This window comes from Thalassospira xiamenensis M-5 = DSM 17429 (genome assembly GCF_000300235.2).
Lineage (GTDB): Bacteria > Pseudomonadota > Alphaproteobacteria > Rhodospirillales > Thalassospiraceae > Thalassospira > Thalassospira xiamenensis.
Genome location: NZ_CP004388.1, coordinates 3724559 through 3751407, shown reverse-complemented (window position 1 = coordinate 3751407; position 26849 = coordinate 3724559). Strand labels below are relative to the sequence as shown.

At 55.3% G+C, this 26849-nt stretch carries 24 protein-coding genes; 18 read left to right on the top strand and 6 right to left on the bottom strand.

Annotated features, from left to right (window positions below):
• Window positions 1-178 precede the first annotated feature (178 nt).
• Window positions 179-2866, bottom strand: a complete 2688-nt coding sequence (acnA, locus tag TH3_RS17460) for an aconitate hydratase AcnA (RefSeq protein ID WP_007090218.1) — start codon at window positions 2864-2866, stop codon at window positions 179-181.
• A gap of 804 nt (window positions 2867-3670) precedes the next feature.
• Here acnA and TH3_RS17455 point away from each other — a divergent pair.
• From TH3_RS17455 to TH3_RS17420, 8 genes are all read left to right on the top strand, one after another.
• Window positions 3671-4480, top strand: a complete 810-nt coding sequence (locus tag TH3_RS17455) for an ABC transporter ATP-binding protein (RefSeq protein WP_007090217.1) — start codon at window positions 3671-3673, stop codon at window positions 4478-4480.
• Between the two features lie 2 nt (window positions 4481-4482).
• Window positions 4483-6432, top strand: a complete 1950-nt coding sequence (locus tag TH3_RS17450) for a long-chain fatty acid--CoA ligase (protein ID WP_007090216.1) — start codon at window positions 4483-4485, stop codon at window positions 6430-6432.
• Window positions 6433-6500: 68 nt separating this feature from the next.
• The gene (locus tag TH3_RS17445; RefSeq protein WP_007090215.1) at window positions 6501-7394 is read left to right on the top strand and encodes a branched-chain amino acid ABC transporter permease; all 894 of its coding nucleotides are present in this window, start codon (window positions 6501-6503) and stop codon (window positions 7392-7394) included.
• 18 nt (window positions 7395-7412) lie between these two features.
• Complete coding sequence (locus TH3_RS17440) at window positions 7413-8486, top strand: branched-chain amino acid ABC transporter permease (protein WP_007090214.1); 1074 nt, start codon at window positions 7413-7415, stop codon at window positions 8484-8486.
• Between the two features lie 109 nt (window positions 8487-8595).
• Window positions 8596-9834 carry an ABC transporter substrate-binding protein gene (locus tag TH3_RS17435; RefSeq protein ID WP_007090213.1) on the top strand — a complete coding sequence of 413 codons (1239 nt, stop codon included), beginning with the start codon at window positions 8596-8598 and terminating at the stop codon, window positions 9832-9834.
• Window positions 9835-9947: 113 nt separating this feature from the next.
• Window positions 9948-10769: an ABC transporter ATP-binding protein gene (locus tag TH3_RS17430; protein WP_139328181.1), complete on the top strand. Its 822-nt coding sequence runs from the start codon at window positions 9948-9950 to the stop codon at window positions 10767-10769.
• 45 nt (window positions 10770-10814) lie between these two features.
• On the top strand, window positions 10815-12050 hold the full coding sequence (locus TH3_RS17425; protein ID WP_007090211.1) for a phenylacetate--CoA ligase family protein: 1236 nt from the start codon (window positions 10815-10817) through the stop codon (window positions 12048-12050).
• Between the two features lie 207 nt (window positions 12051-12257).
• The gene (locus TH3_RS17420; protein ID WP_007090210.1) at window positions 12258-13466 is read left to right on the top strand and encodes an MFS transporter; all 1209 of its coding nucleotides are present in this window, start codon (window positions 12258-12260) and stop codon (window positions 13464-13466) included.
• 55 nt (window positions 13467-13521) lie between these two features.
• Here the strand turns inward: TH3_RS17420 and TH3_RS17415 are convergent, their stop codons facing one another.
• Window positions 13522-14544, bottom strand: a complete 1023-nt coding sequence (locus TH3_RS17415) for a GNAT family N-acetyltransferase (RefSeq protein WP_007090209.1) — start codon at window positions 14542-14544, stop codon at window positions 13522-13524.
• 309 nt (window positions 14545-14853) lie between these two features.
• On the opposite strand from TH3_RS17415, the gene TH3_RS17410 reads away from it, so the two are divergent.
• The 8 genes from TH3_RS17410 to TH3_RS17375 all read left to right on the top strand — a co-directional run bounded on the left by TH3_RS17410 (window position 14854) and on the right by TH3_RS17375 (window position 22087).
• The gene (locus tag TH3_RS17410; RefSeq protein WP_007090208.1) at window positions 14854-17724 is read left to right on the top strand and encodes a monovalent cation/H+ antiporter subunit A; all 2871 of its coding nucleotides are present in this window, start codon (window positions 14854-14856) and stop codon (window positions 17722-17724) included.
• Between the two features lie 4 nt (window positions 17725-17728).
• A complete protein-coding gene (locus TH3_RS17405) occupies window positions 17729-18085 on the top strand; it encodes a Na+/H+ antiporter subunit C (RefSeq protein ID WP_007090207.1) in 357 nt (118 codons plus the stop codon).
• Window positions 18085-19617, top strand: coding sequence for a monovalent cation/H+ antiporter subunit D (locus tag TH3_RS17400; RefSeq protein ID WP_007090206.1), 1533 nt, complete (start codon window positions 18085-18087; stop codon window positions 19615-19617). The genes TH3_RS17405 and TH3_RS17400 overlap by 1 nt, the downstream gene beginning before the upstream one ends.
• A 20-nt stretch (window positions 19618-19637) precedes the next feature.
• Window positions 19638-20132: a Na+/H+ antiporter subunit E gene (locus TH3_RS17395; RefSeq protein ID WP_223304866.1), complete on the top strand. Its 495-nt coding sequence runs from the start codon at window positions 19638-19640 to the stop codon at window positions 20130-20132.
• On the top strand, window positions 20129-20398 hold the full coding sequence (locus TH3_RS17390; RefSeq protein WP_007090204.1) for a K+/H+ antiporter subunit F: 270 nt from the start codon (window positions 20129-20131) through the stop codon (window positions 20396-20398). The genes TH3_RS17395 and TH3_RS17390 overlap by 4 nt, the downstream gene beginning before the upstream one ends.
• Window positions 20399-20409: 11 nt before the next feature.
• Complete coding sequence (locus TH3_RS17385; RefSeq protein WP_007090203.1) at window positions 20410-20814, top strand: Na+/H+ antiporter subunit G; 405 nt, start codon at window positions 20410-20412, stop codon at window positions 20812-20814.
• Window positions 20815-20899: 85 nt separating this feature from the next.
• Window positions 20900-21415, top strand: coding sequence for a GNAT family N-acetyltransferase (locus TH3_RS17380; protein ID WP_040061192.1), 516 nt, complete (start codon window positions 20900-20902; stop codon window positions 21413-21415).
• A gap of 57 nt (window positions 21416-21472) precedes the next feature.
• On the top strand, window positions 21473-22087 hold the full coding sequence (locus TH3_RS17375) for a ribonuclease HII (RefSeq protein WP_007090201.1): 615 nt from the start codon (window positions 21473-21475) through the stop codon (window positions 22085-22087).
• A gap of 2 nt (window positions 22088-22089) precedes the next feature.
• On the opposite strand, the gene TH3_RS17370 is transcribed toward TH3_RS17375, so the two are convergent.
• Window positions 22090-22872, bottom strand: a complete 783-nt coding sequence (locus tag TH3_RS17370) for an acyl-[acyl-carrier-protein] thioesterase (RefSeq protein WP_007090200.1) — start codon at window positions 22870-22872, stop codon at window positions 22090-22092.
• A 282-nt stretch (window positions 22873-23154) separates the two neighbouring features.
• Between TH3_RS17370 and TH3_RS17365 the strand changes: the two genes are divergently transcribed.
• Window positions 23155-23748: a TetR/AcrR family transcriptional regulator gene (locus TH3_RS17365; protein WP_007090199.1), complete on the top strand. Its 594-nt coding sequence runs from the start codon at window positions 23155-23157 to the stop codon at window positions 23746-23748.
• A gap of 14 nt (window positions 23749-23762) precedes the next feature.
• Here TH3_RS17365 and arfB read toward each other — a convergent pair whose 3' ends face one another.
• Entirely contained in the window at window positions 23763-24179 is a 417-nt protein-coding gene (arfB, locus tag TH3_RS17360) for an alternative ribosome rescue aminoacyl-tRNA hydrolase ArfB (RefSeq protein WP_007090198.1), read from the bottom strand.
• Between the two features lie 164 nt (window positions 24180-24343).
• Between arfB and TH3_RS17355 the strand changes: the two genes are divergently transcribed.
• A complete protein-coding gene (locus tag TH3_RS17355; protein ID WP_007090197.1) occupies window positions 24344-24766 on the top strand; it encodes a YbaN family protein in 423 nt (140 codons plus the stop codon).
• Between the two features lie 55 nt (window positions 24767-24821).
• Here the strand turns inward: TH3_RS17355 and TH3_RS17350 are convergent, their stop codons facing one another.
• Window positions 24822-25205, bottom strand: a complete 384-nt coding sequence (locus TH3_RS17350; protein ID WP_007090196.1) for a MerR family transcriptional regulator — start codon at window positions 25203-25205, stop codon at window positions 24822-24824.
• Window positions 25206-25242: 37 nt separating this feature from the next.
• The gene (locus TH3_RS17345; RefSeq protein WP_007090195.1) at window positions 25243-26844 is read right to left on the bottom strand and encodes a sensor histidine kinase; all 1602 of its coding nucleotides are present in this window, start codon (window positions 26842-26844) and stop codon (window positions 25243-25245) included.
• Window positions 26845-26849: the final 5 nt, after the last annotated feature.

The window sequence follows — 26849 nt, the reverse complement described above, 5'->3', positions numbered from 1 at the left end:
CATTATTGCTCTAGCCTCATCCCTATCAAATCGTCGGGACGGCTGACTTGTTATAAATCAATGGATAGATGTGGTTTGGATTTGGCGCAATTTAAAGGTGCGGGTTTCTGCAAAAACACCCCCGTCCTTGACAGACGGGGGTGTTTCGCATTCAGCAAGCTTCTGATTTCAGACGAAATCAGGCAGCTTTCATCATGTTACGCAGAACGAACTGCAGAATGCCGCCGTTCTGGTAGTAAAGGACTTCGTTTTCGGTATCGATACGGCAGGTGGCGATGATCTCTTCGGTGGAGCCATCCTTGCGCGTGATACGAACCGTAACGTCCTGCATCGGGTTGATACCGTTGCCGATACCCAGAACGTCGAAGACTTCGGTGCCATCCAGCTTGTAAGTCGCACGACCTTCACCATTCTTGAACTGCAACGGCAGGACGCCCATGCAGACCAGGTTGGTGCGGTGGATACGTTCGAAGCTTTCGGCCAGAACAGCTTTGACGCCAAGCAGGTTGGTGCCTTTGGCTGCCCAGTCACGGGACGAACCGGTGCCGTATTCCTTACCCGCGATGACAACCAGCGGGGTGCCTTCTGCCTGGTAACGCATGGCAACATCATAGACCCAGCCCTGTTCGCCAGACGGGTAATGAACCGACACACCGCCTTCGGTGCCCGGTGCCATTTCGTTGCGGATACGGATGTTGGCAAAGGTGCCGCGCATCATGACTTCGTGGTTCCCGCGGCGTGCGCCATAGGAGTTGAAGTCACGAACCGCAACGCCGTGCGCCTTGAGGTATTCACCTGCCGGGCTTTCTTCCTTGATCGAACCGGCCGGAGAAATGTGGTCGGTGGTCACGGAGTCAGCAAGGATCAGGAGCGGACGTGCACCATGAACTTCCGAGAACGCACCCGGTTCTTTCGCCATATTGACGAAGTAGGGCGGGTTCTGGACATAGGTCGATTTGCCATCCCATTCGAAGGTTTCGCCTTCGGTGACTTCGATTTCCTGCCACGGTTTCGGGCCGGCAAAGATGTTGTCATAACGATCTTTGTACATCGAAGCAGAGATCGAGGACGCGATGGTGTCCGCGATTTCCTTGTTGGTCGGCCAGATGTCTTTCATGAAGACGTCTTTGCCATCTTTGTCGGTGCCGATCGGGTCTTTGTTCAGATCGACCTTCAGGTTACCGGCAAGGGCATAGGCAACAACCAGCGGCGGGGAGGCAAGATAGTTTGCCTTGACCTGCGGGCTGATACGACCTTCGAAGTTACGGTTGCCCGACAGAACGGCGGTCACGAGCATGTCGTTGCCGTCAATTGCCTCGATGATCGGGTCGGCCAGCGGACCGGAGTTCCCGATACAGGTGGTGCAACCGAAACCGGCAACGTTAAAGCCGAGCTTGTCGAGATAGGTCTGAAGACCGGCTTTTTCGAGATAGTCGGCAACAACCAGCGAGCCCGGTGCAAGCGAGGTTTTCACCCACGGTTTGCTTTTAAGGCCGAGTTCAACCGCTTTTTTCGCCAGCAGGCCGGCTGCGATCAGCACGCTCGGGTTCGAGGTGTTGGTGCAGGACGTGATGGCGGCAATAACGACGTTACCGTCTTTCATTGCGAAGTTTTCGTTCGAAACCGGAACAGAACGATCCGCATCAACACCCGGTGCCATGTCGGCAAAGGTCTTGGTGAAGCTTGAAACGGCATCTTTGAGCAGAACGCGGTCCTGCGGACGTTTCGGACCGGACAGAGCCGGTTCAACGGTCGAGATGTCGAGTTCAAGGGTCGAGGTATATTCGGCTTCGAAGCTCGGGTCGCGCCACATGCCCTGTTCTTTGGCATATGCTTCGACCAGTGCGATCTGTTCTTCGGAACGACCGGTGTTACGCATATAGTTCAGCGTTTCATCGTCAATCGGGAAGAAGCCACAGGTCGCACCGTATTCCGGGGCCATGTTACCGATGGTCGCACGATCCGGCAGGCTCATATGATCCAGCGCGTCGCCATAGAATTCGACGAACTTGCCAACAACGCCCTTCTCGCGGAGCATCTGAACGACGCGCAGCACGAGGTCGGTTGCGGTGATGCCTTCTTTCATCGAGCCGGTCAGTTTGAAACCGACGACTTCGGGGATCAGCATCGAGATCGGCTGGCCGAGCATGGCTGCTTCGGCTTCGAGACCGCCAACACCCCAGCCCAGAACGGCAAGGCCGTTGACCATGGTGGTGTGGGAATCGGTACCAACCAGCGTATCGGGGTAGGCAACGGTTTTGCCGTTATCATCCTGGCCGGTCCAGACGACTTTGGCGAGATGTTCGACGTTCACCTGGTGGCAGATGCCAGCCCCCGGCGGAACGATGCGGAAATTGTTGAACGCATTCTGGCCCCAGCGCAGGAACTCGTAGCGTTCGCCGTTACGTTCGAACTCGACTTCCATGTTTTTGTCGAGTGCGTCGTCGGTGCCAAAGAAGTCGATCATGACCGAGTGGTCAATGACGAGGTCAACAGGTGAAAGCGGGTTCACCTTCTGGGCATCGCCGCCCATCTTGACGACGGCATCGCGCATCGCGGCAAGGTCAACAACGGCAGGAACGCCGGTGAAGTCCTGCATCAGAACGCGGGCCGGACGATAGTTGATCTCGTGCGAGCTCGAACGGGATTTGAGCCACTCGACAACAGCTTTGACATCGTCGGTTTTGACAGTGAAATCGTCTTCGTAGCGCAGAAGGTTTTCCAGAACGACCTTCAGCGTAAACGGAAGCTTGGAAACGTCGCCGATTTTTTCGGAAGCAACTTTAAGGCTGTAATAGTCGTAGGATTTGTCCCCGACATTCAGCGTGCGGCGCGTTTGCAGGTTGTCTTTGCCACAAATGGACATCAGACCCTCCTCAAGGTGGTTAAAGGGCTTGTCGTGACAAGACACCCCGACCGTCGGAGCGCCGAGCGGTGGGCTATCTGTATCTCGTGACGCGGGTCACGGCTACATATGTATGTGCCACGGGGTTACACCACAATTCCCCCGGAAAGTCCAGACCCGCAAAAGGGTCATTCTTGAAATCCCTGCGATAACAACGAATTGGTGAATGGTTGGCGCGTAATGGCAATCAGAAGGTATCTGATTCGGGTGAAAAACACCGTAAATCCGCCCGGAGATCATTCGCGAGTCCACAGGATCGCCGCCATATCTTGAAAGACTCGAATGTAGAGGATGCCCTGTACTATCGGGGGAAATCCTGTCCGAAGGGGAACGAATCGGGTGATCGCCTGAATGCAACAGGGGACAATTTCGGCATTTGTCAGAGCACAGTTGGTGCAGCGCGAACAGGAACCTGAATGTTGCGATGCAATAATTTTCAGCCTTTCAGTATGCGGGTTGTGTCGTGATGACCTTACGGAATTATAGGTGGAAATGCATTCATCAGACCAGAACGCAAAAATTGTGCGGCGCGAATTTGTGAAAAGTCTCAATGCGTTGCTGTGCAACACGTTGACGGCATTTGCTGAAATTGGTACTTAAATACGTATTAAATGTGCCAAGCCCGGTTTCCGTAAGGTCCGGGTCAGATAAAAACCGGCACATCATCAGGGAAACTGAACAAGAGGCACGGGGTATCCACCTTAAAATCCGGTCAACCGGAAGAAGGGGTGCCTGCGGCCCAAGTCAGGGAGGATAAGCGACGTTATGACGTCACAGGGTCCCATTTTGCAGATCAGCGACGTATCGCTTGTGTTTGGCGGCGTGCGCGCGCTAAGCGACGTCAGCTTTTCCGTCCAGCCCGGCGAGCTGTTTTCAATCATTGGCCCGAACGGGGCCGGCAAGACATCGATGCTGAACTGCATTTCGGGTCGGTATCAGCCAACCACCGGGTCAGTGTCCTTCAAGGGGCAGGATGTCACGGGGCTCAAGCCCAATGACCGGGCGGAACTTGGCATCGGGCGTACCTTCCAGAACCTGGCCCTTTTTGGTCATATGAGTGTCCTTGACAACATCATGGTCGGGCGGCACCACCTGCTTAAAAACAATTGCTTTACCGGGCCGCTTTACTGGTTTTCCGGCGCGCAGAAGGAAGAGCTTGAACATCGGCGCTTCTGCGAGGATGTGATCGACTTTCTTGAAATCTCCCATATCCGCAAGGCAACCGCCGGGACGCTGTCCTATGGTTTGCGCAAGCGTGTCGAACTGGCGCGTGCGGTTGCGCTTCGTCCCGATCTGATCCTGCTTGATGAGCCGATGGCGGGCATGAACCTCGAAGAAAAAGAGGACATGGCGCGCTTTATCATCGACCTGAATGAAGAATGGGGCATGACGGTTGTCATGATCGAACATGACATGGGGGTGGTGATGGATATCTCCAACCGGGTCATGGTTCTTGATTTCGGTCGAAAGATTGCCGCTGGCCTGCCCGAGGAAGTCATGGCCAACAAGCATGTCAAAAAGGCCTATCTCGGCGAAGACGATGACGCAACCGACGAAGACGAGCAGGTGGCCTGAACATGAGCAGCTATACCCCTGAATATGCCAATGTGCAGGCGCTTGATACCTTTCCGAAGGTGCTGGCGTATAACGCGCGCCACTGGGCTGACGAAATTGCCATGCGCGAAAAGGAATTCGGCATCTGGCAGGAATTCACGTGGAAAGATTATAACGACCGCGTCAAATGGATGGCGCTTGGCCTGCGCAATATGGGAATCAAGCCCGGTGACGTGATTGGCGTTATTGGTGAAAACCGGCCGGAATGGGTCTGGGGTGAAATCGCTGCCCATGCGCTGCGTGCGATGTCGGTCGGTCTGTATCAGGACAGCCTTCATGAAGAAGTCGCCTATCTGATCACTTATTCCGGTGCGCGTGTTCTGATCGCCGAAGACGAGGAACAGTGCGACAAGCTGATCGAACTGGCTGAACAAATCCCGACGGTCGAACATATCGTTTACTGCGATCCGCGCGGGATGCGGAAATATGACGACCCGCGCCTGATGGATATCGAAAAGCTTTATGAACTTGGCCGCGAGGTCGAGGCCAAAGATCCCGGTGCCTATGACGTGATGGTGGCCGATACGCGCGGTGATGAATGCGCGATCCTGTGCACCACGTCGGGCACGACGTCCAAGCCGAAAATGGCGATGCTCAATGCCGGGGATTTCCTGGATCACTGTGCGGCATATCTGCGGGCCGACCCGAAATATCCGGGCGACAATTATGTTTCGGTCCTGCCGCTGCCGTGGATCATGGAACAGGTTTATGTCGTCGGTCAGTCGTTGATCAGCCGCCAGATCGTCAATTTCGTTGAAGAACAGGAAACGATGATGGCCGATCTTCGCGAGATCGGACCGAATTTTGTTCTGCTGGCACCGCGCGTCTGGGAGTCGATTGCCGCCGATGTCCGGGCCCGCATGATGGATGCCACCCTGTTCAAGCAGAAAATGTATGATTTCGGCATGGCTTTGGCCCGTACCGCCCTTGATGGTGGGGGGCATTCCAAGGTCGCCGATGTTCTGTTGATGAATGCGTTAAAGGACCGGTTGGGCTTTTCCAATTTGCGGTCTGCTGCGACCGGCGGGGCGGCGATGGGGCCGGAAACCTTTAAGTTCTTCCATGCCATGGGTGTTCCGTTGCGCCAGCTTTATGGACAGACCGAACTTTGCGGCGCCTATACGATCCATCAGCCCGATGACATTGATTTCGATACGGTCGGGCGCGCGTTCGATAATTCGGAAATCAAAATCATCAATACCGATGAAAACGGAGTTGGCGAAATTGTCGCGCGCACATCGGGGATGTTTACCAGCTATTATAAAAACCAGTCTTCCTATGACGAGGACGTCCGGGATGGCTGGATGCATACGGGTGATGCCGGATATTTCAAGGAAGGCAACAAGCATCTGGTGGTGATTGATCGCCTGAAGGATCTGGCGGAAACATCAAAAGGCGTGCGGTATTCGCCGCAGTTTATTGAAAACAAACTGAAATTTTCGCCCTTCATTGCCGAGGCCGTGATCCTTGGCAAAGGGTTGCCGTTCCTGTCGACCATGATCTGCATCCGTTATTCGATCATGGCCAAATGGGCCGAGCAGCGCGGAATTGCCTTTACCAACTATACCAATCTTTCGGCCCAGCCGCAGGTCTATGACATGATCATTGATGAAATCCGTCAGGTGAATGAAACCCTGCCGGAAGCCCAGCGCATCAAGCGGTTCCTGCTGCTTTACAAGGAACTGGATGCCGATGACGGCGAACTGACCCGGACGCGCAAGGTTCGCCGCAGTGTGGTCGCCGAAAAATACGCCGACATCATCGATGCGGTTTATGCCGGGAACGACAAGGTTGATATCGACACCATGATCACCTTCCAGGACGGGTCGAAAACCCGCATCCAGACGAGTGTGAAGGTTGTCGATCTGGACGGGGACAAGGCCGCCGAGACGGCCCCCAAAGCCGCCGAATAAGGCAGCCATAAAACAGTGCGCCCCAAACGCCATCAAGGGTGCGGGGCCGCCATTACAGGGATGGCAACATGAATTTCGAACTTCTGTTCCAGCTTCTGCTTAACGGGCTGATTGTCGGAACATTGTATGGCGTCGTCGCCATGTGTTTCGTGCTGATCTATAAATCGACCCAGATCGTGAACTTCGCACAGGGCGAGTTCCTGTTGATCGGGGCGTGGGTCTGTTACGCATTCCTTGTCGAAATGCAGATGCCCTTCTGGCTTGGTTTCCTGTTTACCCTGCTGTTCATGATGGCGTTTGGCATCGTTTTGCAAATGGTGGTGTTGCGCCCGATGATCGGCGAGCCGATCATTTCGGTGATCATGGTGACGATCGGGCTTTCGATTTTCTTCCAGGCGGCGACGAAATGGATATTCGGTGCGACCACGGCGACCTATCCGCAGGTGTTTGAAACAAGGTCGGTCAACCTGATGGGGATGCAGATCGAAACCGCCTATATCATGAGTTTCGTGATCTCGCTGGTGATCATGGCGGCGTTTTACTGGTTCTTCAAATATTCCAAGCTGGGCCTTGCGATGCGGGCTACGGCCTTTGATCAACAGGTCGCCCAAAGCCTTGGTATTTCCGTCAAAACCGTGTTTGCCATGTCCTGGGCGATTTCGGCCCTGGTATCGGGGGTTGCCGGTATCGTGATCGGGATGGTCAACGGGGTTTCATCGGCCCTTTCGGTGATCGGGATCAAGGTGTTCCCGGCGGTCATTCTGGGCGGGCTTGATTCCATCGTCGGTGCCGTCGTCGGCGGGGTGATTATCGGTCTTCTGGAAAACACCGCCGAGTTTGTCGACGGTCAGTATCTGCACTGGGGCAACCTGTTTTCGATCGCACCGTTTTATGTGCTGATCATCATTCTTTGCATCAAGCCATACGGTCTGTTTGGCACCAAAGACATAGAACGCATCTAAGGGGCGGAGTAATAGGTTATGGCTGGATTTTCGATGCGTCCCTGCGGTGATTTTCGCACCACCTACCGACAGGATACGCGGATTTTTGATACCACCGTTGTGCGCAATGCCGCGATTTTGGGTGTGATTGCAACCGCGCTGATCCCGTTTGTTCTGGATGGTTATTACGTCAATCTGTTCATTCAGATTTCGTACTTTGCCATTGCTGCCCTTGGCCTGAATATTCTGGTCGGCTTCACCGGGCAGATTTCACTGGGCCATGCGGCGTTCTTTGGCTTTGGTGCGTTTGCATCGGCCTGGATCAACAATACGACCGGTATTCCGGTTTTGCTGTCGATCCCGCTGGCCGGGTTGATGACGGCGGCCGTCGGGCTTTTGTTTGGTTTGCCAGCGGCCCGGATCAAGGGGCTTTATCTGGCGATTGCGACGCTGGCGGCCCAGTTCATTCTGGAAGATTTCTTTGCCCGTGCCGACTGGTTTACCGGTGGCTCATACGGGGCGGCGGCGAACCCGGTCAATGTGTTTGGCTATGAAGTGCTGGATGATTTCAGCTTCTTCTATGTCTGCCTGTTCTTTTTGGTGATCATGTATCTGTTGGGCACCAACCTGATGCGGAGCCGTGACGGGCGCGCCTTTGTGGCGGTGCGCGATCATTATCTTTCGGCCGAGATCATGGGCATCAATCTGACGAAATACCGTCTGATGAGCTTTGCGATTTCATCCTTCTATGCCGGGATCGGCGGGGCGATGTATGGCCATTACCTTGGCTTCGTTTCCGCCGAGGGCTTTACCATCCTGCTGTCGATCCAGTTTTTGGGCATGATCATCATTGGCGGCCTTGGCTCGGTCAAGGGCACGCTGATGGGGACCATCTTTATGGTTCTGCTGCCGGAAGTCATGGAAAACGGTGTTGGGCTTTTAAGTGTTTTCGACTGGGCCAATTCGACGGCTGTGACCGACGGGCTGGCTTATATCAAGGAGATGGCGATCGGTCTGGCCATCATCCTTTTCCTGATCTTCGAACCGGACGGGCTCGCGCACCGCTGGCAGCAGATCAGGGCGTACTGGAAGCTTTATCCCTTCTCGTACTGATCAATATCGCCGAAACCCGAACCGCCAAAAAACACAAAGGATCGGGACAAAAATCGGCGAAGGCCGGGAGGCTACTTTGTTTAGAAAAACGTCCAAGGGAGACGTCGTGATGAAAAGACTGATTGCTGCAACCGCGATGGTTGCGACCGGCCTGTCGGTAACGGCAGCCAAGGCAGACGAAGTATTTGTCGGCCATCTGATGGATATTACCGGTGCGACCGGCTTCATCGGCAAGTTCTATGCCGATGGTGTTCGTGATGCGCTGTCCTATGTGAACACCCATGGCGGGATTGACGGCACGATTCTGGATTCTGAATCGGTCGATTACGCCTACAAGGTGCCGCAGGCGATTGCGAACTACAAGAAATGGCGTTCGCGTAATGAAATGATTGCGATGCAGGGTTGGGGCACGGGCGATACCGAAGCCCTGATCAGCTTCGCGGCCCAGGACAAGGTGCCTGTCTATTCCGCATCCTATTCCGGTCACCTGACCGATCCGACCGCGAAAAACCCGAAAACCGCGAAACCGGCCCCCTATAACTTCTTCTATGGTGCATCCTATTCCGATGCCTGCCGTGCGATGGTTCAGTGGGCTGCCGAGGATTGGAAAGCGTCGGGCGGTTCGGGCAAACCGGTCTTCTCGCATATCGGGGATAACCATCCCTATCCGAATGCGCCCAAAGAAGCCTGTGCGGAATATGCAACCGAACTTGGCTTTGAAGTGACCGAGCCGGTCGTCGTTTCGATGAAGCCGGGTGATTTCAAGGCGCAGTGCCTGACGATCAAGGAAGCCGGAACCAATTATGGCTATCTTGCAAATCTTGGCCCGTCGGTGGTTTCGCTGGTGAAATCCTGTGACACGGTTGGCGCAACCCCGAAATGGCTTGCCAATATCTGGGCGGGTGACGTTGAAACGCTGAAGACTGTCGGCGATGTCGAAAACTATGTCTTCCCGGCCATGACCAGCTTCTGGACCGACGAGGGCGTACCGGGCATGGATCTGGTGCGTGAAATCTCGAAAATGTCCGATAGCTCGGGCGAGCAGTTCCGGACCCACCATTACATTCGCGGCATTTGCTCGGTCTATTACATGAAAGAAGCCATGGAATGGGCCAAGGCCAATGGCGGCATCACCGGCGAGAATATCAAGGCCGGAATGTATGCCCGCACGGATTGGGTGCCAAAAGGTCTTGAAGGTGTGTGCATGCCGGCAACCTGGACGGCCGAAGATCATCGCGGCATCAACACTGTCAATATCTATAGCGGCAGTGCGAAAGGTGGCGAGCCGACGGTCGAAAAACTGACCACGGTAACCCTGCCGCGTCGTGACGACTGGCTTGGCTACTAGGCCGTAGCCAGAAGACGGATGTCTCCCGATGGTGTGCGGGGGCGGGGTGGCAGCAATGCATGCCCGCCCCCGGCACCGGGGGATGCAAACAGAACGTGATCGAAGGGGACACCATGGCAGAGCCCGCCCGCAAAACCGAAACCGCAGAACCGTTGCTGTCGGTCAATAATATCGAAGTTGTGTATGACGAGGTGATCCTTGTCCTGCGCGGGGTGTCGCTTGAAGTCCCGCAAGGCAAGATCGTGACCCTTCTGGGCCCGAACGGGGCCGGTAAATCCACGACGCTCAAGGCTATTTCCGGTTTGCTCAAGACCGAGGATGGCAAGGTCACCCGCGGCGAAATCAATTTCATGGGGCAGCAGATCGCCAACGGCAACCCTGAGGATATCGTGCGTTCCGGCCTGTTTCAGGTCATGGAAGGCCGCCGCATCATCGAAGACATGACCTGTGTCGAAAACCTTCGGCTTGGCGCCTATACCCGCAAGGACAAGGGCGTTAAGGACGATATCGACATGGTGTTTGAATATTTCCCGCGCCTGCGCGAACGTACCGGGCTTGCAGGTTACCTGTCGGGCGGGGAGCAGCAGATGCTGGCGATTGGCCGGGCCTTGATGGCACGCCCGAAAATGATTTTGCTTGATGAACCGTCGATGGGTCTGTCACCCTTGCTGGTGAAGGAAGTGTTCGGGATCATCGAAAAGATCAACCGCGAACAGGGCATTACCATGCTGATCGTGGAACAGAATGCCAATTTTGCGCTGAAGGTTGCCGATTACGGTTACATCATGGAAAGCGGCAAGGTGGTTCTGGATGGTACCCGTGACGAGCTTCTGAACAACGAAGACGTCAAGGAATTCTATCTTGGCGGTGGTTCGGAAGAACGCAAAAGCTTCAAGAACATCAAATCATACAAGCGCCGCAAACGCTGGCTTTAACACGCGCCTGCGCCTTTCAATGACCAGAAAACGGACCCGGCCATCATGCTCAATACCTTCTTCGATGCCAGTGAAACCCGAAGCCCCAAAGACCGTGAAACCGGTTTGATGGCGGCATTGCCGCGGGTTGTTCATCACGCAAAAAGCAAGGCAGCGGGCTTTGGCCGTATCCTTGAAGGGGTTGATCCGCAGTCGGTCAACAGTCGCGAGGCACTGGCAAAACTTCCGGTGACGCGCAAATCCGATCTGATCACCATGCAGGCGAAAAATCCGCCCTTTGCCGGGTTGAATGCAACACCGGTTCCGGCCCTTGGCCGTATTTTCCAAAGTCCGGGGCCGATTTATGATCCCGAAGGCAAGGGGGATGACTGGTGGCGGATGGGGCGCGCGTTTTTTGCTGCCGGGTTCCGGCCGGGCGATATCATCCATAACTGCCTGTCCTATCATCTGACGCCGGGGGGCTTCATTTTTGACAGCGGCGCACGTGCGTGTGGCTGTGCGGTGATCCCGGCCGGTGTTGGCCAGACCGAAGCCCAGATCAAGGCGATCAGCGACCTGAAGCCGACCGGTTATTCCGGGACGCCGTCGTTCCTGAAAATCCTGATGGAAAAGGCCGATGAACTGGGCGGGGATGTATCATCGATCACCCGTGCGCTTGTTTCGGGCGAAGCATTGCCACCGTCATTGCGCGACTGGTTTTCGGAACGCGGTGTTGCCATGCTGCAATGTTACGCCAGTGCCGATCTGGGGCTGATTGCCTATGAAAGCGATGCCAAAAGCGGGATGATCGTTGCCGAGGACATCATCCTTGAAATCGTGCGTCCCGGCACCGGTGACCCGGTGGCCGAGGGCGAGGTGGGCGAGGTTGTCGTTACCACCCTTAATATGGATTATCCGCTGATCCGGTTTGCCACCGGTGATCTTTCGGCGATTGCACGCGGACCAAGCCCGTGCGGGCGCACCAATATGCGTATCAAAGGCTGGATGGGGCGTGCCGATCAGACGACCAAGGTCAAAGGCATGTTTGTCCATCCCCATCAGATTGCCGAGGTCGTCAAACGACATGCTGATATCGGCAAGGCGCGCCTGATCGTGACCCGTGAAAATGATGTCGATGTCATGACGCTGGCCTGTGAAACCGATGCCGCCGGGTTCAGTGCCGATGCGGTGATGGATAGCCTGCATTCGATCTGCAAGCTGCGCGGCAAGGTCGAAATTGCAACACCGGGCAGCCTGCCCAATGATGGCAAGGTGATCGACGACCAGCGCGACTATTCCTGAGCAACCGCCAGAACCCTTTTTGACGCTGTCCCGTCACGGGACCGGGCCCGTCAATAGGGCATCGATATTTTTCATTCCCGCTCGGGAAACTTGATGCCGTCCGGCTTGGTTCGGGCGGCATTTTTTTGTTTTGTGCATGGGGCCACTGTTCATCGCCCTTCGGGAATGTATGATGGCGCATAAATTTGAATGATTACAGGGGAAAGCATGGCGCAGGCAGGCAAACCATTTGCCGTTGGCATGATTACGATTTGCCAGTTGATGGCGCTTTCGCTGTGGTTTTCGGCAACGGCGGTATTGCCGCAATTGCGCGCCGAGTTTGACCTTGGTGCCATTCAATCATCCCTGTTTACCAGTTCGGTCTTGCTGGGCTTTGTTCTGGGGACTTTGATCAGCGCCTTTTTCGGTCTGGCAGACCGGGTCGAAGCGCGGCATTTCTGGGCGGCATCGGCATTCATTGCCGCGACGGCCAATATCCTGATCCTTGCCGTGCCCGTCGACGGGGTTGTTGTGATCGGGCTTCGCCTGATTACCGGTATCTGCATGGCAGGGATTTACCCCATTGGCATGAAAATGGTCGCGACCTGGTCTCGCGGTGATACCGGGTTTCTGGTCGGCTTGCTGGTTGGGGCATTGACCATGGGGTCGGCCCTGCCGCATCTGTTTGCGGTGGCGGTGCCGCTCGATTGGCGCATGGTGATCGTGGCGGCAAGTATTTCGGCCTATATCGCGGGTGTGGCGATCCTGTTTGTCAAACTGGGCGGGACACCGGGAAAATCCCCGCGCTTTGATCCGCGTATGGTCGGGCACATCTGGGCGAACAAACCATTGCGTCATGCGTGCTATGGCTATTTCGGGCATATGTGGGAACTGTATGCCATGTGGGGCTGGATCGGGTTGTTCCTGTATGGGGCCCTTTCCGGGCGTGAATTTGATAATCCGGGTATCTGGGCAGCACTTTTGACCTTTGCCATTGTGGGGATCGGCGCGTTCGGAAGCCTTGCGGGCGGTTTGCTGGCCGACCGGATCGGCCGGACGACGGTGACCATGGCGGCGATGGCCATCAGTGGCATCTGCGCACTTGTTGCCGGTGCGCTAGGCGATGCGTCGATCCCGATCCTGATTGTTGTCTGTATCGTCTGGGGCATTTCGGTGATTGCCGATTCTGCGCAATTTTCATCCTGCGTGATCGAACTGGCCGATCCCCATCAGGTCGGAACAGCGTTGACCCTGCAAAATGCCATCGGCTTTATCATTGCACTGGGATCAATCCATCTGGTGCCGGTGATTGCCGACGCGTCTGGCTGGTGGGGGGCGTTTGCCATGCTGGCGGTGGGGCCGTTACTGGGGTTTGTTGCCATGTGGCGGCTGCGCGCAATGCCTGAAGCAACTTGGTTAGCGGGCGGCAAAAAATGATTCACTCACGACGCACGTTTTGAGTTTATGTCTGTGTACTTATTAGAGGCTGTGATCAAATTCTACCTTTCCTGTAAAATGTGACCGAGCATTTGCATTTTCCATCGTAAGCCACACATTCGAATTTTTTTGCTTCACATTCATCTTTCCAGTAGGAACGGTTTTCAAGCCACTCTGAGTAGTCATTTTGGATCAACAGACTCTTGATTGGCGTCTTGCTTTCTACTGTCCAGCTAGGCACTATAATACATTTTGCTCCGCGCGATTTTAGTTCGTTCTCCGAAGCTTGTATTAACTTTGTTCCTATGCCGTGTCCTCTAAATTTTCGGCGAATAGCGATTGTCTTAATGATCCCGAGGTTCCCATCTTCGTTTGCTATTCTTACGTCGTCGGGCAGTACCCGTGTGTCAAGTTTAGTTATTCGTTCAACTGAATTAGCTACTTCTATCTTTCCAAAGCAGTAGCCAGCGAATTCACCATCAATGAGTGCCACAACGGCATAATTTTCAGTGTCGTTCGCGATTGCGGTTCTGTCGAAATATCCATTCCCAAAGGCATTAGCAGAAGTATGGAGAATGTCGTTTAGGTATTCCTGATCATAAGGGATAATCTGGCAGTTTAAAACGCGTCGAAACCAATATCTTCCTGAGTTAGTTATCTTGTTTGCGTGGTCGTAGCCATTCCACATTCCATCCAGAGTGTTTGGATTTATTCTTAAATAAAAAGATCCAACACCTTCGTCATATATAGCGTCTGCGGAATATACTCCGGAGATGTGTCCCCCTTGAAGAATTGTTCCTTCCAGTGTCCAGCTTCTGCCTTCAGATACTTCATTCGTAATTTTGATATCTGATCCTTTTTGTTTGATCGTCGCAACACTTGGTACAACAATTTGCTCTCCGTCCAGTATATCCTCGAAGAACGAGATGTATTCACCTGAAACGGGGAATTTGGCCTCAATCTGTTTTCTTTTGAAGAGTTTTGTGCCGTATGTCGCTGCTGCGACCACAGTTCCACCTAGTAAACCTGTTATTAGTTCACTAAGTATGCCTGATATGCTTGGGATATATTCAATCATTATCTGGTCATAGAGAATTAATGTAGGTATCTAAATTTTAATAGCGGAGCTTATCGTCTTCTAAATTAGTAATCTATTTCGTAAGCGGGGCACAACTATAAAGTGTTTGTCAGTGGAGTGGTGTTGCGCCTGGGGTGAGCGGTGGTATGCCTTCTGGTGATCCGCTTCACTTGACAACCGGAAGGTAAAAAACTGCGCCGGTTGGGTTTTCTTGACCATTTTCAGTACAAATATTACTTTCTGCCAGAATTTTCTTGCTGTTGCGCAAATTGGGGGCGCTGCGGCGTTTTCCAAAAATAAGGGTCTTTCATGAGTCTCACCCTCATTGTTTTGCTTCCCTTCCTTGGGGCGGTGTTACCCGCCGTCATGATCAGGGCCGGGCGCAATGCGTGCGCCACAGCAACCGGCTCGGTCACGCTGCTTGCCTTGATCCTGCTTATCGCCAAGGCACCCGCCGTCATTGGCGGCGAAGTGTTTCAGGTCCGCTATGACTGGCTGACCGATCTTGGATTGAACGTGACCTTCTTCCTTGATGGTCTGGGTTTGCTGTTTGCGACCCTGATCCTCGGGATTGGTTTGCTGATCATCATTTACGCCCGGTTCTATCTGTCGAAAGACGATCCGATGGGGCGGTTTTATGTGTTCCTGCTGCTGTTCCAGGGCGCGATGGTCGGTATTGTTCTGTCCGACAACATCCTGCTTCTGCTGATTTTCTGGGAACTGACGTCGCTGTCATCCTTCCTTCTGATCGGTTACTGGAAGCATCTGCCCGAAGGTCGTCAGGGCGCGCGTATGGCGCTGACCGTGACCGGGGCAGGCGGACTTGCGATGATTGCCGGGATGCTGATCCTTGGAAATATCGTCGGGTCCTATGATCTGACGGTGATCCTGCAAAATGCCGACCTGATCCAGGCGTCTCCGCTTTATGTGCCAGCCCTTGTTCTGATCCTGCTGGGCTGCTTTACCAAATCGGCACAGTTCCCGTTCCATTTCTGGCTGCCGCATGCCATGGCCGCACCGACCCCGGTTTCGGCCTATCTGCATTCGGCAACCATGGTCAAGGCGGGTATCTTCCTGATGGCGCGCATGTGGCCGGTTCTTTCGGGAACGGAGGAATGGTTCTATATCGTGGCGAGTGCGGGCCTCGTGACCATGGTGCTGGGCGCATGGATTGCGATCTTCAAACATGACCTTAAGGGGCTTCTGGCGTACTCCACGGTCAGCCACCTTGGTCTTGTGACCATGCTGTTTGGTTTCGGAACGCCTATGGCCGCCGTTGCGGGCGTGTTTCATATCATCAACCATGCAACCTTCAAGGCGGCCCTGTTCATGACCGCCGGGATCATTGACCATGAGACCGGAACGCGCGATATCCGCCGTCTGGGCGGGTTGCTGAACCTGATGCCGATTGCCGGGACCATCGGGATCATTTCGGCGGCATCGATGGCCGGAATCATTCCGCTGAACGGGTTCCTGTCCAAGGAAATGATGCTGGAAGAAGCATGGCACACCGTCTGGTTCGATCAGAACTGGCTTGTGCCGTTGCTGGCAACGATTGGTGCGGTGTTCTCGGTCGCCTATTCGTTGCGCTTTATCTTCCATGTCTGGTTTGGCAAAACCCGTGACGAACTGCCCCATCATCCCCATGACCCGCCGTTTGGCATGTGGGCACCGCCCGCGTTTCTGACGGTTCTGGTGGTTCTGATCGGTCTGTTCCCGGCGGCCATTGCCGGACCGCTGGTTGCGGCCACGGCCAATGCGGTCACGGGGGGGAACCTTCCGGAATATCATCTGGCACTTTGGCACGGCCTGACCCCGGCACTTGGCATGAGCGTGATTGCCCTGATTGCCGGTGCGCTTATTCTTCTGCGTCATGGCGGCCTGATGTCGGTAACCTCCAACCTGTCGCGGCCGGATGCAAAGGCAATGTTTGATTGTCTGATCGTCAAGGTCGTGGCGCTTAGTCGCGTGATTTCCGACAATCTTCAGAACGGATCGCTGCAACGTTATCTGGCGATCATGATCTTTGCCGCCATAGCCATCGGGCTTTCGGGTTTCTATGCCGAACCCGATCACACCGCTGGTACGCGCGAACTTCTGGCCGTTTCGCCACCTGCCGCCATTGGCTGGGTGCTTCTGGTCGGGACCTGTATCGCGGCGGTCGCGATGCATCATAACCGGCTTCTGACCCTACTTCTGGTGGGGGTCATCGGTTTGATTGTCTCGCTTGGCTTCATCTATCTGTCGGCACCTGACCTTGCCCTGACCCAAATCTCGGTCGAGGTGGTAACGGTCATCCTGATGTTGCTGGCGTTGAACATCCTGCCAAAGGAAACCCCGAAAGAAAGCCAGCCGGGGCGCAAATTCCGCGACTGGGTGATTTCAATCGCGGCCGGTCTTGGCATGGGTGGGGCTGTCTGGGCGATCATGACCCGTGAACTGCCCAATTCGATTTCGGCGTTTCATCTGGCCAATTCGAAAACCGAAGGTGGCGGCACCAACGTGGTCAACGTGATCCTCGTTGACTTCCGTGGTTTTGATACCTTTGGCGAGATCATTGTTCTTGGTATTGCCGCATTGTCGATCTTTGCCCTGATTGAAACCGTCACCCAGGGCGAGGCCGCCAAACGCCTTGCAAGCTGGGTGGTCGATAATCGCCGGTCGGCAGACCGTCATCCGATGATGATGGTCATTGCAACACGCGTGATGCTGCCGCTGTCGCTTCTGGTGGGGGTTTACATCTTCCTGCGCGGTCATAACGAGCCAGGTGGTGGCTTTATTGCCGGTCTGGTCGTTTCGGTTGCCTTGGTCATGCAATATATGGCGTCGGGCTTTGGCTGGACCCAGAATCGCATGAAGGCCAATTATCATGGCATGATCGGGCTTGGTGTGATTGCCGCGGCCATTACGGGGCTTTCGGCCTGGGTGGCGGGGCTGCCGTTCCTGACCAGTGGTTTTGTCCATGTTCATCTGCCGATTGTCGGCGAATTTGAGCTGGCATCTGCCATGGGCTTTGATCTTGGCGTGTTCCTGACGGTTGTCGGGGCGGTGACCCTTGCGCTTGCCAAACTGTCGCAGGTGGAACGCATGGCCGAACATGTCGACATCAATCCGGAACCGATGGACCATGATCCGTCCGCCGCGACCGCGAAGGTCGCGACAGCTGAGAAAGAGGCCTGATATCATGGAGTTTCTTGTAGCAAGCAGTATCGGGCTTCTGACCATGTGCGGCACATATATGTTGCTGCGCGGTCGTACTTTCCCGGTGGTGATCGGTTTGGCGATGTTGTCCTATGCGGTGAACGTGTTCCTGTTCGCCATGGGACGCCTGACCATCGATATGCCGCCCATCCTGCGTGATGGTGTTACCGAATATACTGATCCGCTGCCCCAGGCGCTTGTCCTGACAGCGATCGTGATTTCGTTCGGGATGACCGCACTGATCGTTGTGCTGTCAATCCGGGCCTATCTTGAAATCGGTAATGACCATGTTGACGGTCGCCCGGAAGGCGCACCATCCGAAGCAGGAGATAAAAACTGATGGGTCACTGGATTGTCGTCCCCATTTTGCTGCCTGCCGTGATGGCCGCCCTGATTGTTCTGGCGGTGCGTCACGACATTGTCTTGCAGCGCATATTCTCGATCACCGCGACCGTCGCCCTTGTGGCGGTCACCCTGTCGCTGGTGATTTTTGCCAATAACAACAACCCGGAAATGTACGCGCTTGGCGATTGGCCGGCACCGTTCGGGATCGTGATCGTATTGGATCGTCTGTCGGCGATGATGATCTTTCTGACATCGATCCTTGGTCTTGGCGTCATCCTGTTTGCATCCAGTGAATGGGACAAGCGCGGCCAGCATTTCCATGCCCTGTTCCAGTTCCAGCTGATGGGGGTCAATGGTGCCTTCCTGACGGGGGATGTGTTCAACCTGTTTGTCTTCTTCGAAGTCCTGCTGATCGCATCCTATGGTCTGATGCTGCATGGGGCCGGGGCGGAACGCCTTAAGGCGGGCATGCAATATATCGTCATCAACCTGACGGGGTCGTCGCTGTTCCTGGTCGGGGTCGGCATGATCTACGCCGTTACCGGTACGCTGAACATGGCTGATCTTGCCGTTCAGGTGCCGCTGGTGGCGGCTGGTGATGCCGCGCTGCTGCGTGCCGGGGCGTTGATCCTGCTTTTGGTGTTCTGTGTGAAGGCGGCCCTTGTGCCGGTTCATTTCTGGCTACCGGGCACCTATGCAAACGCACCGGCCCCGGTGGCGGCGCTGTTTGCCATCATGACGAAGGTCGGGGCCTATTCGATCCTGCGCGTCTATTCGCTGGGCTTTGGTGAAAATGCCGGTGATATGGCGTGGCTCGCACAGCCCTATATCCTGCCAGCCGCGATTGTGACACTGGCGATTGGCATGATCGGGGTTCTGGCGGCCAAGCGGCTTAATGGTCTGATTGCCTTTTCCGTGATCGGATCGATGGGAACGCTTTTGATTTCCATCGCGCTGTTTACGCCCGAAAGCATTTCGGCCGGTCTTTATTATCTGCTGCATTCGACCTTTGCCGGTGCGGCCCTGTTCCTGATCGGTGATCTTGTGGCATCGCGCCGTGGCCAGTATGGCGATCGCCTGAACACCGCGCCGGTTTTCCATCAGTCCGGATTGCTGGCGGTTCTGTTCTTTATTGCCGCCATCGCCATGGCCGGGATGCCGCCGCTTAGTGGCTTTATCGGCAAGCTTCTTATCCTTGATGCTGCGCGCGATAGCGCGTTCGGCGTCTGGATCTGGGCGGTGATCCTTGTGACGTCGTTGATGGGGATTGTCGGTTTCGGTCGGGCTGGCAGTGTGCTGTTCTGGAAAAGCGCGTCTGCCGAAGGCGTGATTGAGGTCGAAGGCGCCAATTGGCCGGTTCTTCCGATCATTGCAGCCTGCGGCATGCTTGGTGCGCTGGTTGTGCTGACGGTCTTTGCCGCCCCGATCACGGATTACCTGCAGGGAACGGCGGCGCAATTGTTTGACACCACGGATTACATCCGGGCCGTGCTGGGTGAAATACCCGCCACACAGCCTGGCCAGTAAGCGGTGATGAAAGGATAGTGATGATGTTGAAACGTTGTCTTCCCCACCCGCTGCTCTCGCTGGCCCTGCTGGTTGTCTGGGTGTTGCTGGTCAATGAAATATCGGCTGGTGCCGTGGTCTTTGGTGCGATCCTGGCGATTGCCATCCCGCTGATCACGTCAAACTTCTGGCCCGCGCGCCCAAAGGTCGGCAATGCCTATGCCATCTGCGAATACGGGTTGATCGTGTTGTGGGACATTCTGGTCGCCAATGTTGTGGTTGCCGGACTGATCCTGTTTCGCAAGACCGAAAGCCTTGAATCCAAAAGCGTGGTTGTGCCGCTTGATCTGACCTCGCCCGAGGCGATCACGACCCTTGCCGGGACGATCACCATGACGCCGGGCACGGTGACCATTGATCTGAGTGCGGATGCCAAAAGCCTTCTGGTGCATTGCCTGCATGCGCCGGACCCGCAGGGCGTGGTTGATGATATCAAGACCCGCTACGAAGGCCGTCTGAAGGAGATTTTCGAATGATCGAATATGCACTGAATTTCGGCTTTATCTGTGTGGCGGTGGCCCTGTTGATGAATCTGTGGCGTTTGGCCAAGGGGCCGACCATTGCTGATCGTGTTCTGGCGGTTGATACCATGGCGATCAACGCCATTGCCCTTCTGGTGCTGTACGGAATCAGCCGCGCGACCTCGATGTATTTCGAAGGCGCGCTTCTGTTTGCCATGTTCGGCTTTGTCTCCACCGTTGCCTATTGCAAGTTCGTCTTGCGTGGCGACATCATCGAATAGGGAGAGACAGGATGCCGTTTATTGCTGAAATCGTCATTTCTGTTCTGATCGTGATTGGCGGGATTTTCCTGCTGGTCGGGTCGTTCGGGATGATCAAACTGCGCGAATTGCTTCCGCGGCTCCATGCGCCGACCAAGGCAACCACCGTGGGTGTTGGCGCCATTCTGATTGCTTCGATGCTGTTCTTCTGGATCGAACGCGGGCATTTCACCATTCATGAATTGCTGATCACGCTGTTCCTGTTCCTGACGGCACCGATCACCGCAAACCTGATCGCCAAGGCCTATTTGCTGCGTCATGTTGACCCGCATAAGGACCTTCCGGAAAGTGGTCGGGACGAAGGTTGGGCGACCTTTGATCCGGTTGGCCCGGATGGCTATGACCCCAGCGAAGAATATAAACCCGACGAAAAATAGCCGGGTTTGCAAACCTTAAAACGGCACCGTTCAAGCGGTGCCGTTTTATTATGCTGTTGCGGTGCTCGAATGGCAGGAAAACCGAATGATACTGGAAACCGAACGTCTATGGCTGCGCCCGCGGACATTGGATGATCTTGACGATTGTTTTGCGATGGATCGCGAACCCGGCGTAACCGATTTCGTTCAGGGACCTTGGGCCGATGAAACCGAACATTGCGCCTTTATCCATGATCGCATCACCATGGATTACGGGCCGGGGCTGGGATATTGGTCGCTGTTTCGAAAAACGGAACCGGACAGTTTCATTGGCTGGGTTCTGCTGATCCCCGAGGACGCCGTTGGACCGGAAATCGAAATCGGCTGGCGTCTGAAACCGGCTTTCTGGGGGCGGGGATATGCATCCGAGGCCGCCAACGCCGTGTTATCGCACGGGTTTGAAAAAATGAAACTGGACAGTTTCATTGCCTGTATCGATGCACGCAATATCGGGTCACTTGCGGTCGCACGAAAGATCGGCATGCGTCATCACAAGACCGATAATGATGGCGTGCGATATGCCATCACGGCGGATGATTTTGCCAAACGCCATCACAGATGACATTGTCGACCGCCCTACATCCTTGTTATGAGGAAAGGCAGGAGGGACAGGTTTTACATGCCGGATTTCAGCATCGAGGATCAATATCGCGGACGCATCGCCGGGATCGACGAGGTCGGCCGCGGGCCGCTTGCCGGGCCGGTGGTTGCCGCGGCCGTGATCCTGCCGCGTGATGAACGGCTGCCTGACATCCTTCTGGGGGAACTCAACGATTCCAAAAAGCTGTCGGTCAAGAAACGCGATCTTTTGTTTGACCTGATCATGGGATGTGCCGAGGTTGGTATAGGCGCGGCATCGGTCCGTGAAATCGACCGGATCAATATCCTTCAGGCGACCTATGTTGCCATGCGCCGCGCGGTGGCGCGTTTGCCGCAATGCCCCGATCAGGCGCTGGTGGATGGCAATCGTGACCCGGGGCTGCCGTGTGCGGTGGAAACGGTCATCAAGGGCGATGGCAGATCATTATCCATCGCGGCGGCATCCATCGTTGCCAAGGTCGTGCGCGACCGCGCCATGACCCGCCTTGCCGTGCGCTATCCGCATTTCGGCTGGGATGGCAATGCCGGTTATGGGGTGAAAAAGCATATGGACGGGCTTGGCATTGTTGGCCCGACCCTGCATCACCGTCGCAGTTTCAGACCGATTGCCGAATTGCTCGGAATTCTGTCCTGATCCTAGGCTAATGCGGTACGGTTTTTGGGCACGACGTGCGCACGGACCAGATCAACCCCGTCGCCATCACGTGTAATCGCGGCAAATCCGTCCTTCTGGCGCACCGTGACCCGTTCCTGAACCCGGCATTCGGTGCGGAACTGGATATCGATGCTTTCGGGATGGAAGTCCGGTTTTGAATCCGCACCGGTTGCGCCAAGCACCCACTGCATCAGGCGCACATTATTGACATGCCCATACAGGTCAAGATCGGATGGGCGGGCCTTTATGCTGTCGATTTCGGGTAACGGGTCGGTGGTGAAGGGCGGCCGGAATGGTGGTTCGATCAGTTTCGGGCCGGGCGGTTTTGGCAGCCGTTCTTCGATCCAGTCGGGCCAGCTTGCCGCGCGCCGTTCCAGCAGGTCAAACATCACCCAGAAGCTTTGCGCGACCGCAATCACATCACCGCTGCTGTCGATCAAACGGAAATCACGGGTCGCCACGCGCCGTGCAACACCCGATGGCCATGTTTCGACAATGATATCCTCGCCATTGCCGGGATAGCGTCGGACATGAATGACCATCCGCGCCAGCACCCATGCCATGCCTTTATCAACCGTGTCGTCATAGGCGAGTTTCAGGATGCGTGCGCCCCAACCAGCGGCGTCTTGCATGTAATCGGCCAGGGCCGGCAACATCGCAAGGCCGTTATCGCCAATTTCCGAATAACGCACCCGGTAGGTCCCGCGCCATCCGCAATTGGCGGGCAGGGCGGGCTTGGCAATTTCGTCCCATTGGATTGTCATGTTGGCAAATCCTGTGTCATTCCATGACAGTTATAGAAACCCGGTTGGCTGCTTGCAAATCCGGATTGGAAATCCGCAATACGAACCGGGATGTCCCGAAGGTTCATCTTGCTCATTTCGGCAAAGCTGGTGATGATGGTTAAATTCAGGGTTGGGCTGCATCATTTGTATTTTGTGGCTCTTTGGGGAACTGCCAAAAAGTGAATGATCATATGTGTTCATTTAAAATGAAGAACGCAGTTCCTTTGGTTTAAATTTAAAAGAACAGTGATGTTTTATTAAATGGAAAAACGAAAATACAACAAGACATTACGCGCAGAAAAAGAAGACGAAACGCGCCTCAAGATTCTCGAAGCTGCGATGAAATTGCATGGCGAAGTCGGCCCGGCACGCACCACCATCAGCGCGATTGCAGACCGCGCCGGGGTGCAGCGTTTGACGGTCTATCGGCATTTTCCCGAAGAAAATGAACTGCTTGATGCGTGCTCGTCACATTGGCGGAGCCTTAACCCGCCACCCGATCCCGCATCGTGGCGCGAGTCGGTGGCACCAGTTGACTGGGGCCTCGCGATACTGAGCATGCTTTATCACTATTATGGTGAAACGGCTTATATGTGGGATCATTGCTATCGTGATCGGGAAAATGTCGCAGCCCTTCATGAACAGATGAAGGGCTTTGATGGCTATCTCGACATGTTGTCTGCCGATGCACTGGCAAGCCTGCCTGCCGAACGGCGCAAGGGCAAGATGTGCCAAGCGGTTGCGCGACATGCGGTGCAGTTCTCGACCTGGCAATCGCTGTCACAGGCGGGTGTGGAAAATTCGGAAATGGCTGCCTTGATGGATGACTGGCTGCATAAATGCCCGCTGTCCTGACCGGTATCTGCGGCCTAATCCATCGGCCTCTGGCGCATTTTCTTTACGTCGCCGCGTTTCTTTTTCGTGTCGACCCGTTTGCGTTTGGCCGATAGAGACGGGCGGGTTTTGACGCGGAATTTCTTGCGTTCGGCGGCCTTGCGCAACAGGGCCAGAAGCCGTTCGATGGCATCCTGCTTGTTCCGTTCCTGGGTGCGATAACGCTGCGCGTCAAAGATGATTTCCCCGTCATTGGTCAGCCTGCTGCCAGCCAATTCACGCAGGCGATCACGCACGCGTTGCGGCAATTCCGTCAGGTCATCAATACGCACGCGCATCTGTACCGCGGTCGATACTTTGTTGACGTTCTGGCCGCCCGGTCCGGATGCGCGCACGAACTGGAATTGCAGATGGCGTTCATCAAGATAAAGATCATTTGAGATTTCGAGCATGGCGGATCGTCTAAGTAATAGGGGCGGCAAGTTATGCGGCGAACCCGCACGGCAGAAGCCCGAAAACCGGTGGGTGCTGTTGATTGAAAAACAATGGCATTCCACCTACATTGAAGGCACTTACCCTGTCAGGGGCGGGCAGGGCTGTAAACAGGAAATAAGACGTGCAGGTATCGTATCTTTATCTGGCCTTGGGCTGGCTTTCGGTAGGGCTTGGAATTATTGGCGCATTTCTGCCAATTCTGCCGACCACCCCCTTCATGCTGCTGGCCGCCTGGCTGTTTAGCAAAGGGTCACCGCGCCTGCATGCGTGGATTTACAATCATCCGCATTTTGGTCCGTCGATCCGGCACTGGAACGAACATGGCGTGATCCATCGCCGGGCCAAGATCATGGCGATGTCGGCCTTTGTCGTGGTGATTGCCGCATCCCTGATCTTTGTCGAAAACCGCTGGGTGGTGATGATCCAGTTGCTTGTCGCGATCCCGGTCAGCTGTTTTATCCTGTCGCGCCCGTCGCGTCTGCCCGCATCGATGCCGATGGCACAGGTACAGACGCAGGGCGGGGAGCCGGGTGCAGGCTCCTGACCCCTGACCCCTGCCCCCTGCCCCCTGACCACGTCAAGGCACACAACAGTGCAGATCAGTTCCCCGATTTGCGGGTCAATTCTTCCTGACAGGTTTCTTCAAGCTTATCGAGCTCATCAAGTGTCGCATCGATATCCTGACGCTGTTTGCGCAGCGTGTCGCGGCGTTCATTGATCTTGTCGACAAGGATGGTCAACTGCATGATTTCGCTGCGGTCGGTGTCATAGAGATCAAGCAGATCGCGGATTTCCTTAAGCGAAAAGCCAAGCCGCTTGCCCCGCATGATCAGGCGCAGGCGCACCCGGTCGCGATGGCTGTAAATGCGGGTCTGCCCCTGACGGGCCGGGGCGATCAGTTCCTGATCCTCGTAAAAACGGATGGTACGGGTCGTGACGTCGAACTCGCGGGCAAGGTCGGTGATGGAATAATTGTCGCTCATGACATCCCGTTCAGGTTTACGCTTACGTAAACGAAAGCTACATGCTTTCTGGCGGGATCACAATCGGCAATTCTTTCGGCAATTCAACGCAGAACGTGCTGCCTTTGCCCGGTTCACTTTCTACCGAAATCGTTCCGCCATGCCGGTCGACGATCTTTTTGCAGATCGCAAGACCGATCCCTGTCCCGGCATATTCACCATAACCGTGCAGGCGTTTGAAGATTTCAAAGATTGTCGCGTGATATTGCGGTTCGATCCCGATGCCGTTATCGGCAACGAAAACCTTCCAGCTTTCATCGGTTTCGGTGGCATAAATCCGGACTTCACCCTTGTCAGGGTCGCTGTATTTAAGGCCATTCGAAACAAGATTCTGAAACAGCAGCAAAAGCTGGCTGGCATCCCCGGTTACGGTTGGCAGGAACCCGTCACGCACGATATTGCCCGCCGGACCAAGGCCTGCGCGCCGGAAATTGGCGGCAATCGCATCAAACAGACTATCAAGGGGGACCGCATTGAACGGTTTGCCATGCCGTCCGACCCGCGACAGGGTCAGAAGGTCGTCGATCATGCGCTGCATGCGCTGGGTGCCATCAACCGCATAATGGATGAATTCATCTGCGGTTTCGTCAAGCTGATCCTTGTATCGCCGCGCAATCAGCTGTGTATAGCTTGACACCATGCGAAGCGGTTCCTGCAAATCGTGGGACGCCGCATAGGCGAATTGTTCAAGTTCGCTGTTGGAACGTTCCAGTTCCGCCATGGTGCGCTGGATTTCCATTTCATGGCGTTTGCGCTGGGAAATATCGCGAAGCGTGATGATGTAATGATATCGCCCGTCTGCCGAAAAATGACTGATCGCAACTTCAAGCGGCACGTTGCGGCCATTTGGGGTGCATGCCAGAACCTCGATCACGCCGGTCCCCAGATCGGTCAGTAACCTGTCGGCGGTCGGGCGTTGTGGCGGGGTATGTTCGCTATCAGGCAGCAGAAACCGGATAATGTTGCTGAGTTCCGGGTCGCCTTCCGGGCCGCAAAGTTCCTGTGCGCGGGCATTCAGCGGTTCTATGTTGCCGTCATCAGATGCGACCAGAATGGCATCAATTGTGTTTTGCAAAATCGCGCGCGTGCGGTCCTCGCTACGTCGGGTCTGGGTGACCAGGTCGGCCAGTTCGGCAGCCTGTTGGCGCAAAAGCCGGTCACGCTGCACGGCAAGGGTCACATCACGCACGGTCAGTGAACACAGCTTTTCGCCGCGCGATGTCGTAATCGGATGAACGCGAATGGATTGTTCCATGCGGTCAAATGTTGCGGCAAATTGCGGCAATGGGCGAAGCGGCAGCGCACCTTGATTAAGTGACGGCGAAATCACCGCAGGCATGCCGAATTCCAGGCAATCCTTGATTGCTTGGCAGAGCCGCCCCAAACGTGTTTCGGTGAAAACCGCACTCAGCCGTTTGCCAATGGCCTGATCGGCCGGAATACCCGACCGGCTTTGCATCCACTGGTTCCAGTGACAGATGGCATGATCCGACCCGATCACCACCAATCCGACATCGGCAGTATCAAGCAGATTGCTGTATAGGTCGGCGGCCTCGGCGGCATTCTTGATATCGACAATCGGGGGGGTAGGGTTTGTCATCTTGG

Excerpts from the sequence above, each read along its gene's own strand:
- TH3_RS17425 (WP_007090211.1), top strand. The coding sequence starts at position 10,815 with ATGCTCAATACCTTCTTCGATGCCAGTGAAACCCGAAGCCCCAAAGAC.
- TH3_RS17410 (WP_007090208.1), top strand. The coding sequence starts at position 14,854 with ATGAGTCTCACCCTCATTGTTTTGCTTCCCTTCCTTGGGGCGGTGTTA.
- TH3_RS17365 (WP_007090199.1), top strand. The coding sequence starts at position 23,155 with ATGGAAAAACGAAAATACAACAAGACATTACGCGCAGAAAAAGAAGAC.
- TH3_RS17430 (WP_139328181.1), top strand. The coding sequence starts at position 9,948 with ATGGCAGAGCCCGCCCGCAAAACCGAAACCGCAGAACCGTTGCTGTCG.
- TH3_RS17380 (WP_040061192.1), top strand. The coding sequence starts at position 20,900 with ATGATACTGGAAACCGAACGTCTATGGCTGCGCCCGCGGACATTGGAT.
- TH3_RS17375 (WP_007090201.1), top strand. The coding sequence starts at position 21,473 with ATGCCGGATTTCAGCATCGAGGATCAATATCGCGGACGCATCGCCGGG.
- TH3_RS17445 (WP_007090215.1), top strand. The coding sequence starts at position 6,501 with ATGAATTTCGAACTTCTGTTCCAGCTTCTGCTTAACGGGCTGATTGTC.
- TH3_RS17395 (WP_223304866.1), top strand. The coding sequence starts at position 19,638 with ATGATGTTGAAACGTTGTCTTCCCCACCCGCTGCTCTCGCTGGCCCTG.
- TH3_RS17450 (WP_007090216.1), top strand. The coding sequence starts at position 4,483 with ATGAGCAGCTATACCCCTGAATATGCCAATGTGCAGGCGCTTGATACC.
- TH3_RS17405 (WP_007090207.1), top strand. The coding sequence starts at position 17,729 with ATGGAGTTTCTTGTAGCAAGCAGTATCGGGCTTCTGACCATGTGCGGC.
- TH3_RS17455 (WP_007090217.1), top strand. The coding sequence starts at position 3,671 with ATGACGTCACAGGGTCCCATTTTGCAGATCAGCGACGTATCGCTTGTG.
- TH3_RS17345 (WP_007090195.1), bottom strand. The coding sequence starts at position 26,844 with ATGACAAACCCTACCCCCCCGATTGTCGATATCAAGAATGCCGCCGAG.
- acnA (WP_007090218.1), bottom strand. The coding sequence starts at position 2,866 with ATGTCCATTTGTGGCAAAGACAACCTGCAAACGCGCCGCACGCTGAAT.
- TH3_RS17370 (WP_007090200.1), bottom strand. The coding sequence starts at position 22,872 with ATGACAATCCAATGGGACGAAATTGCCAAGCCCGCCCTGCCCGCCAAT.
- TH3_RS17420 (WP_007090210.1), top strand. The coding sequence starts at position 12,258 with ATGGCGCAGGCAGGCAAACCATTTGCCGTTGGCATGATTACGATTTGC.
- TH3_RS17440 (WP_007090214.1), top strand. The coding sequence starts at position 7,413 with ATGGCTGGATTTTCGATGCGTCCCTGCGGTGATTTTCGCACCACCTAC.
- TH3_RS17400 (WP_007090206.1), top strand. The coding sequence starts at position 18,085 with ATGGGTCACTGGATTGTCGTCCCCATTTTGCTGCCTGCCGTGATGGCC.
- TH3_RS17435 (WP_007090213.1), top strand. The coding sequence starts at position 8,596 with ATGAAAAGACTGATTGCTGCAACCGCGATGGTTGCGACCGGCCTGTCG.
- TH3_RS17385 (WP_007090203.1), top strand. The coding sequence starts at position 20,410 with ATGCCGTTTATTGCTGAAATCGTCATTTCTGTTCTGATCGTGATTGGC.
- TH3_RS17350 (WP_007090196.1), bottom strand. The coding sequence starts at position 25,205 with ATGAGCGACAATTATTCCATCACCGACCTTGCCCGCGAGTTCGACGTC.
- TH3_RS17390 (WP_007090204.1), top strand. The coding sequence starts at position 20,129 with ATGATCGAATATGCACTGAATTTCGGCTTTATCTGTGTGGCGGTGGCC.
- TH3_RS17415 (WP_007090209.1), bottom strand. The coding sequence starts at position 14,544 with ATGATTGAATATATCCCAAGCATATCAGGCATACTTAGTGAACTAATA.
- arfB (WP_007090198.1), bottom strand. The coding sequence starts at position 24,179 with ATGCTCGAAATCTCAAATGATCTTTATCTTGATGAACGCCATCTGCAA.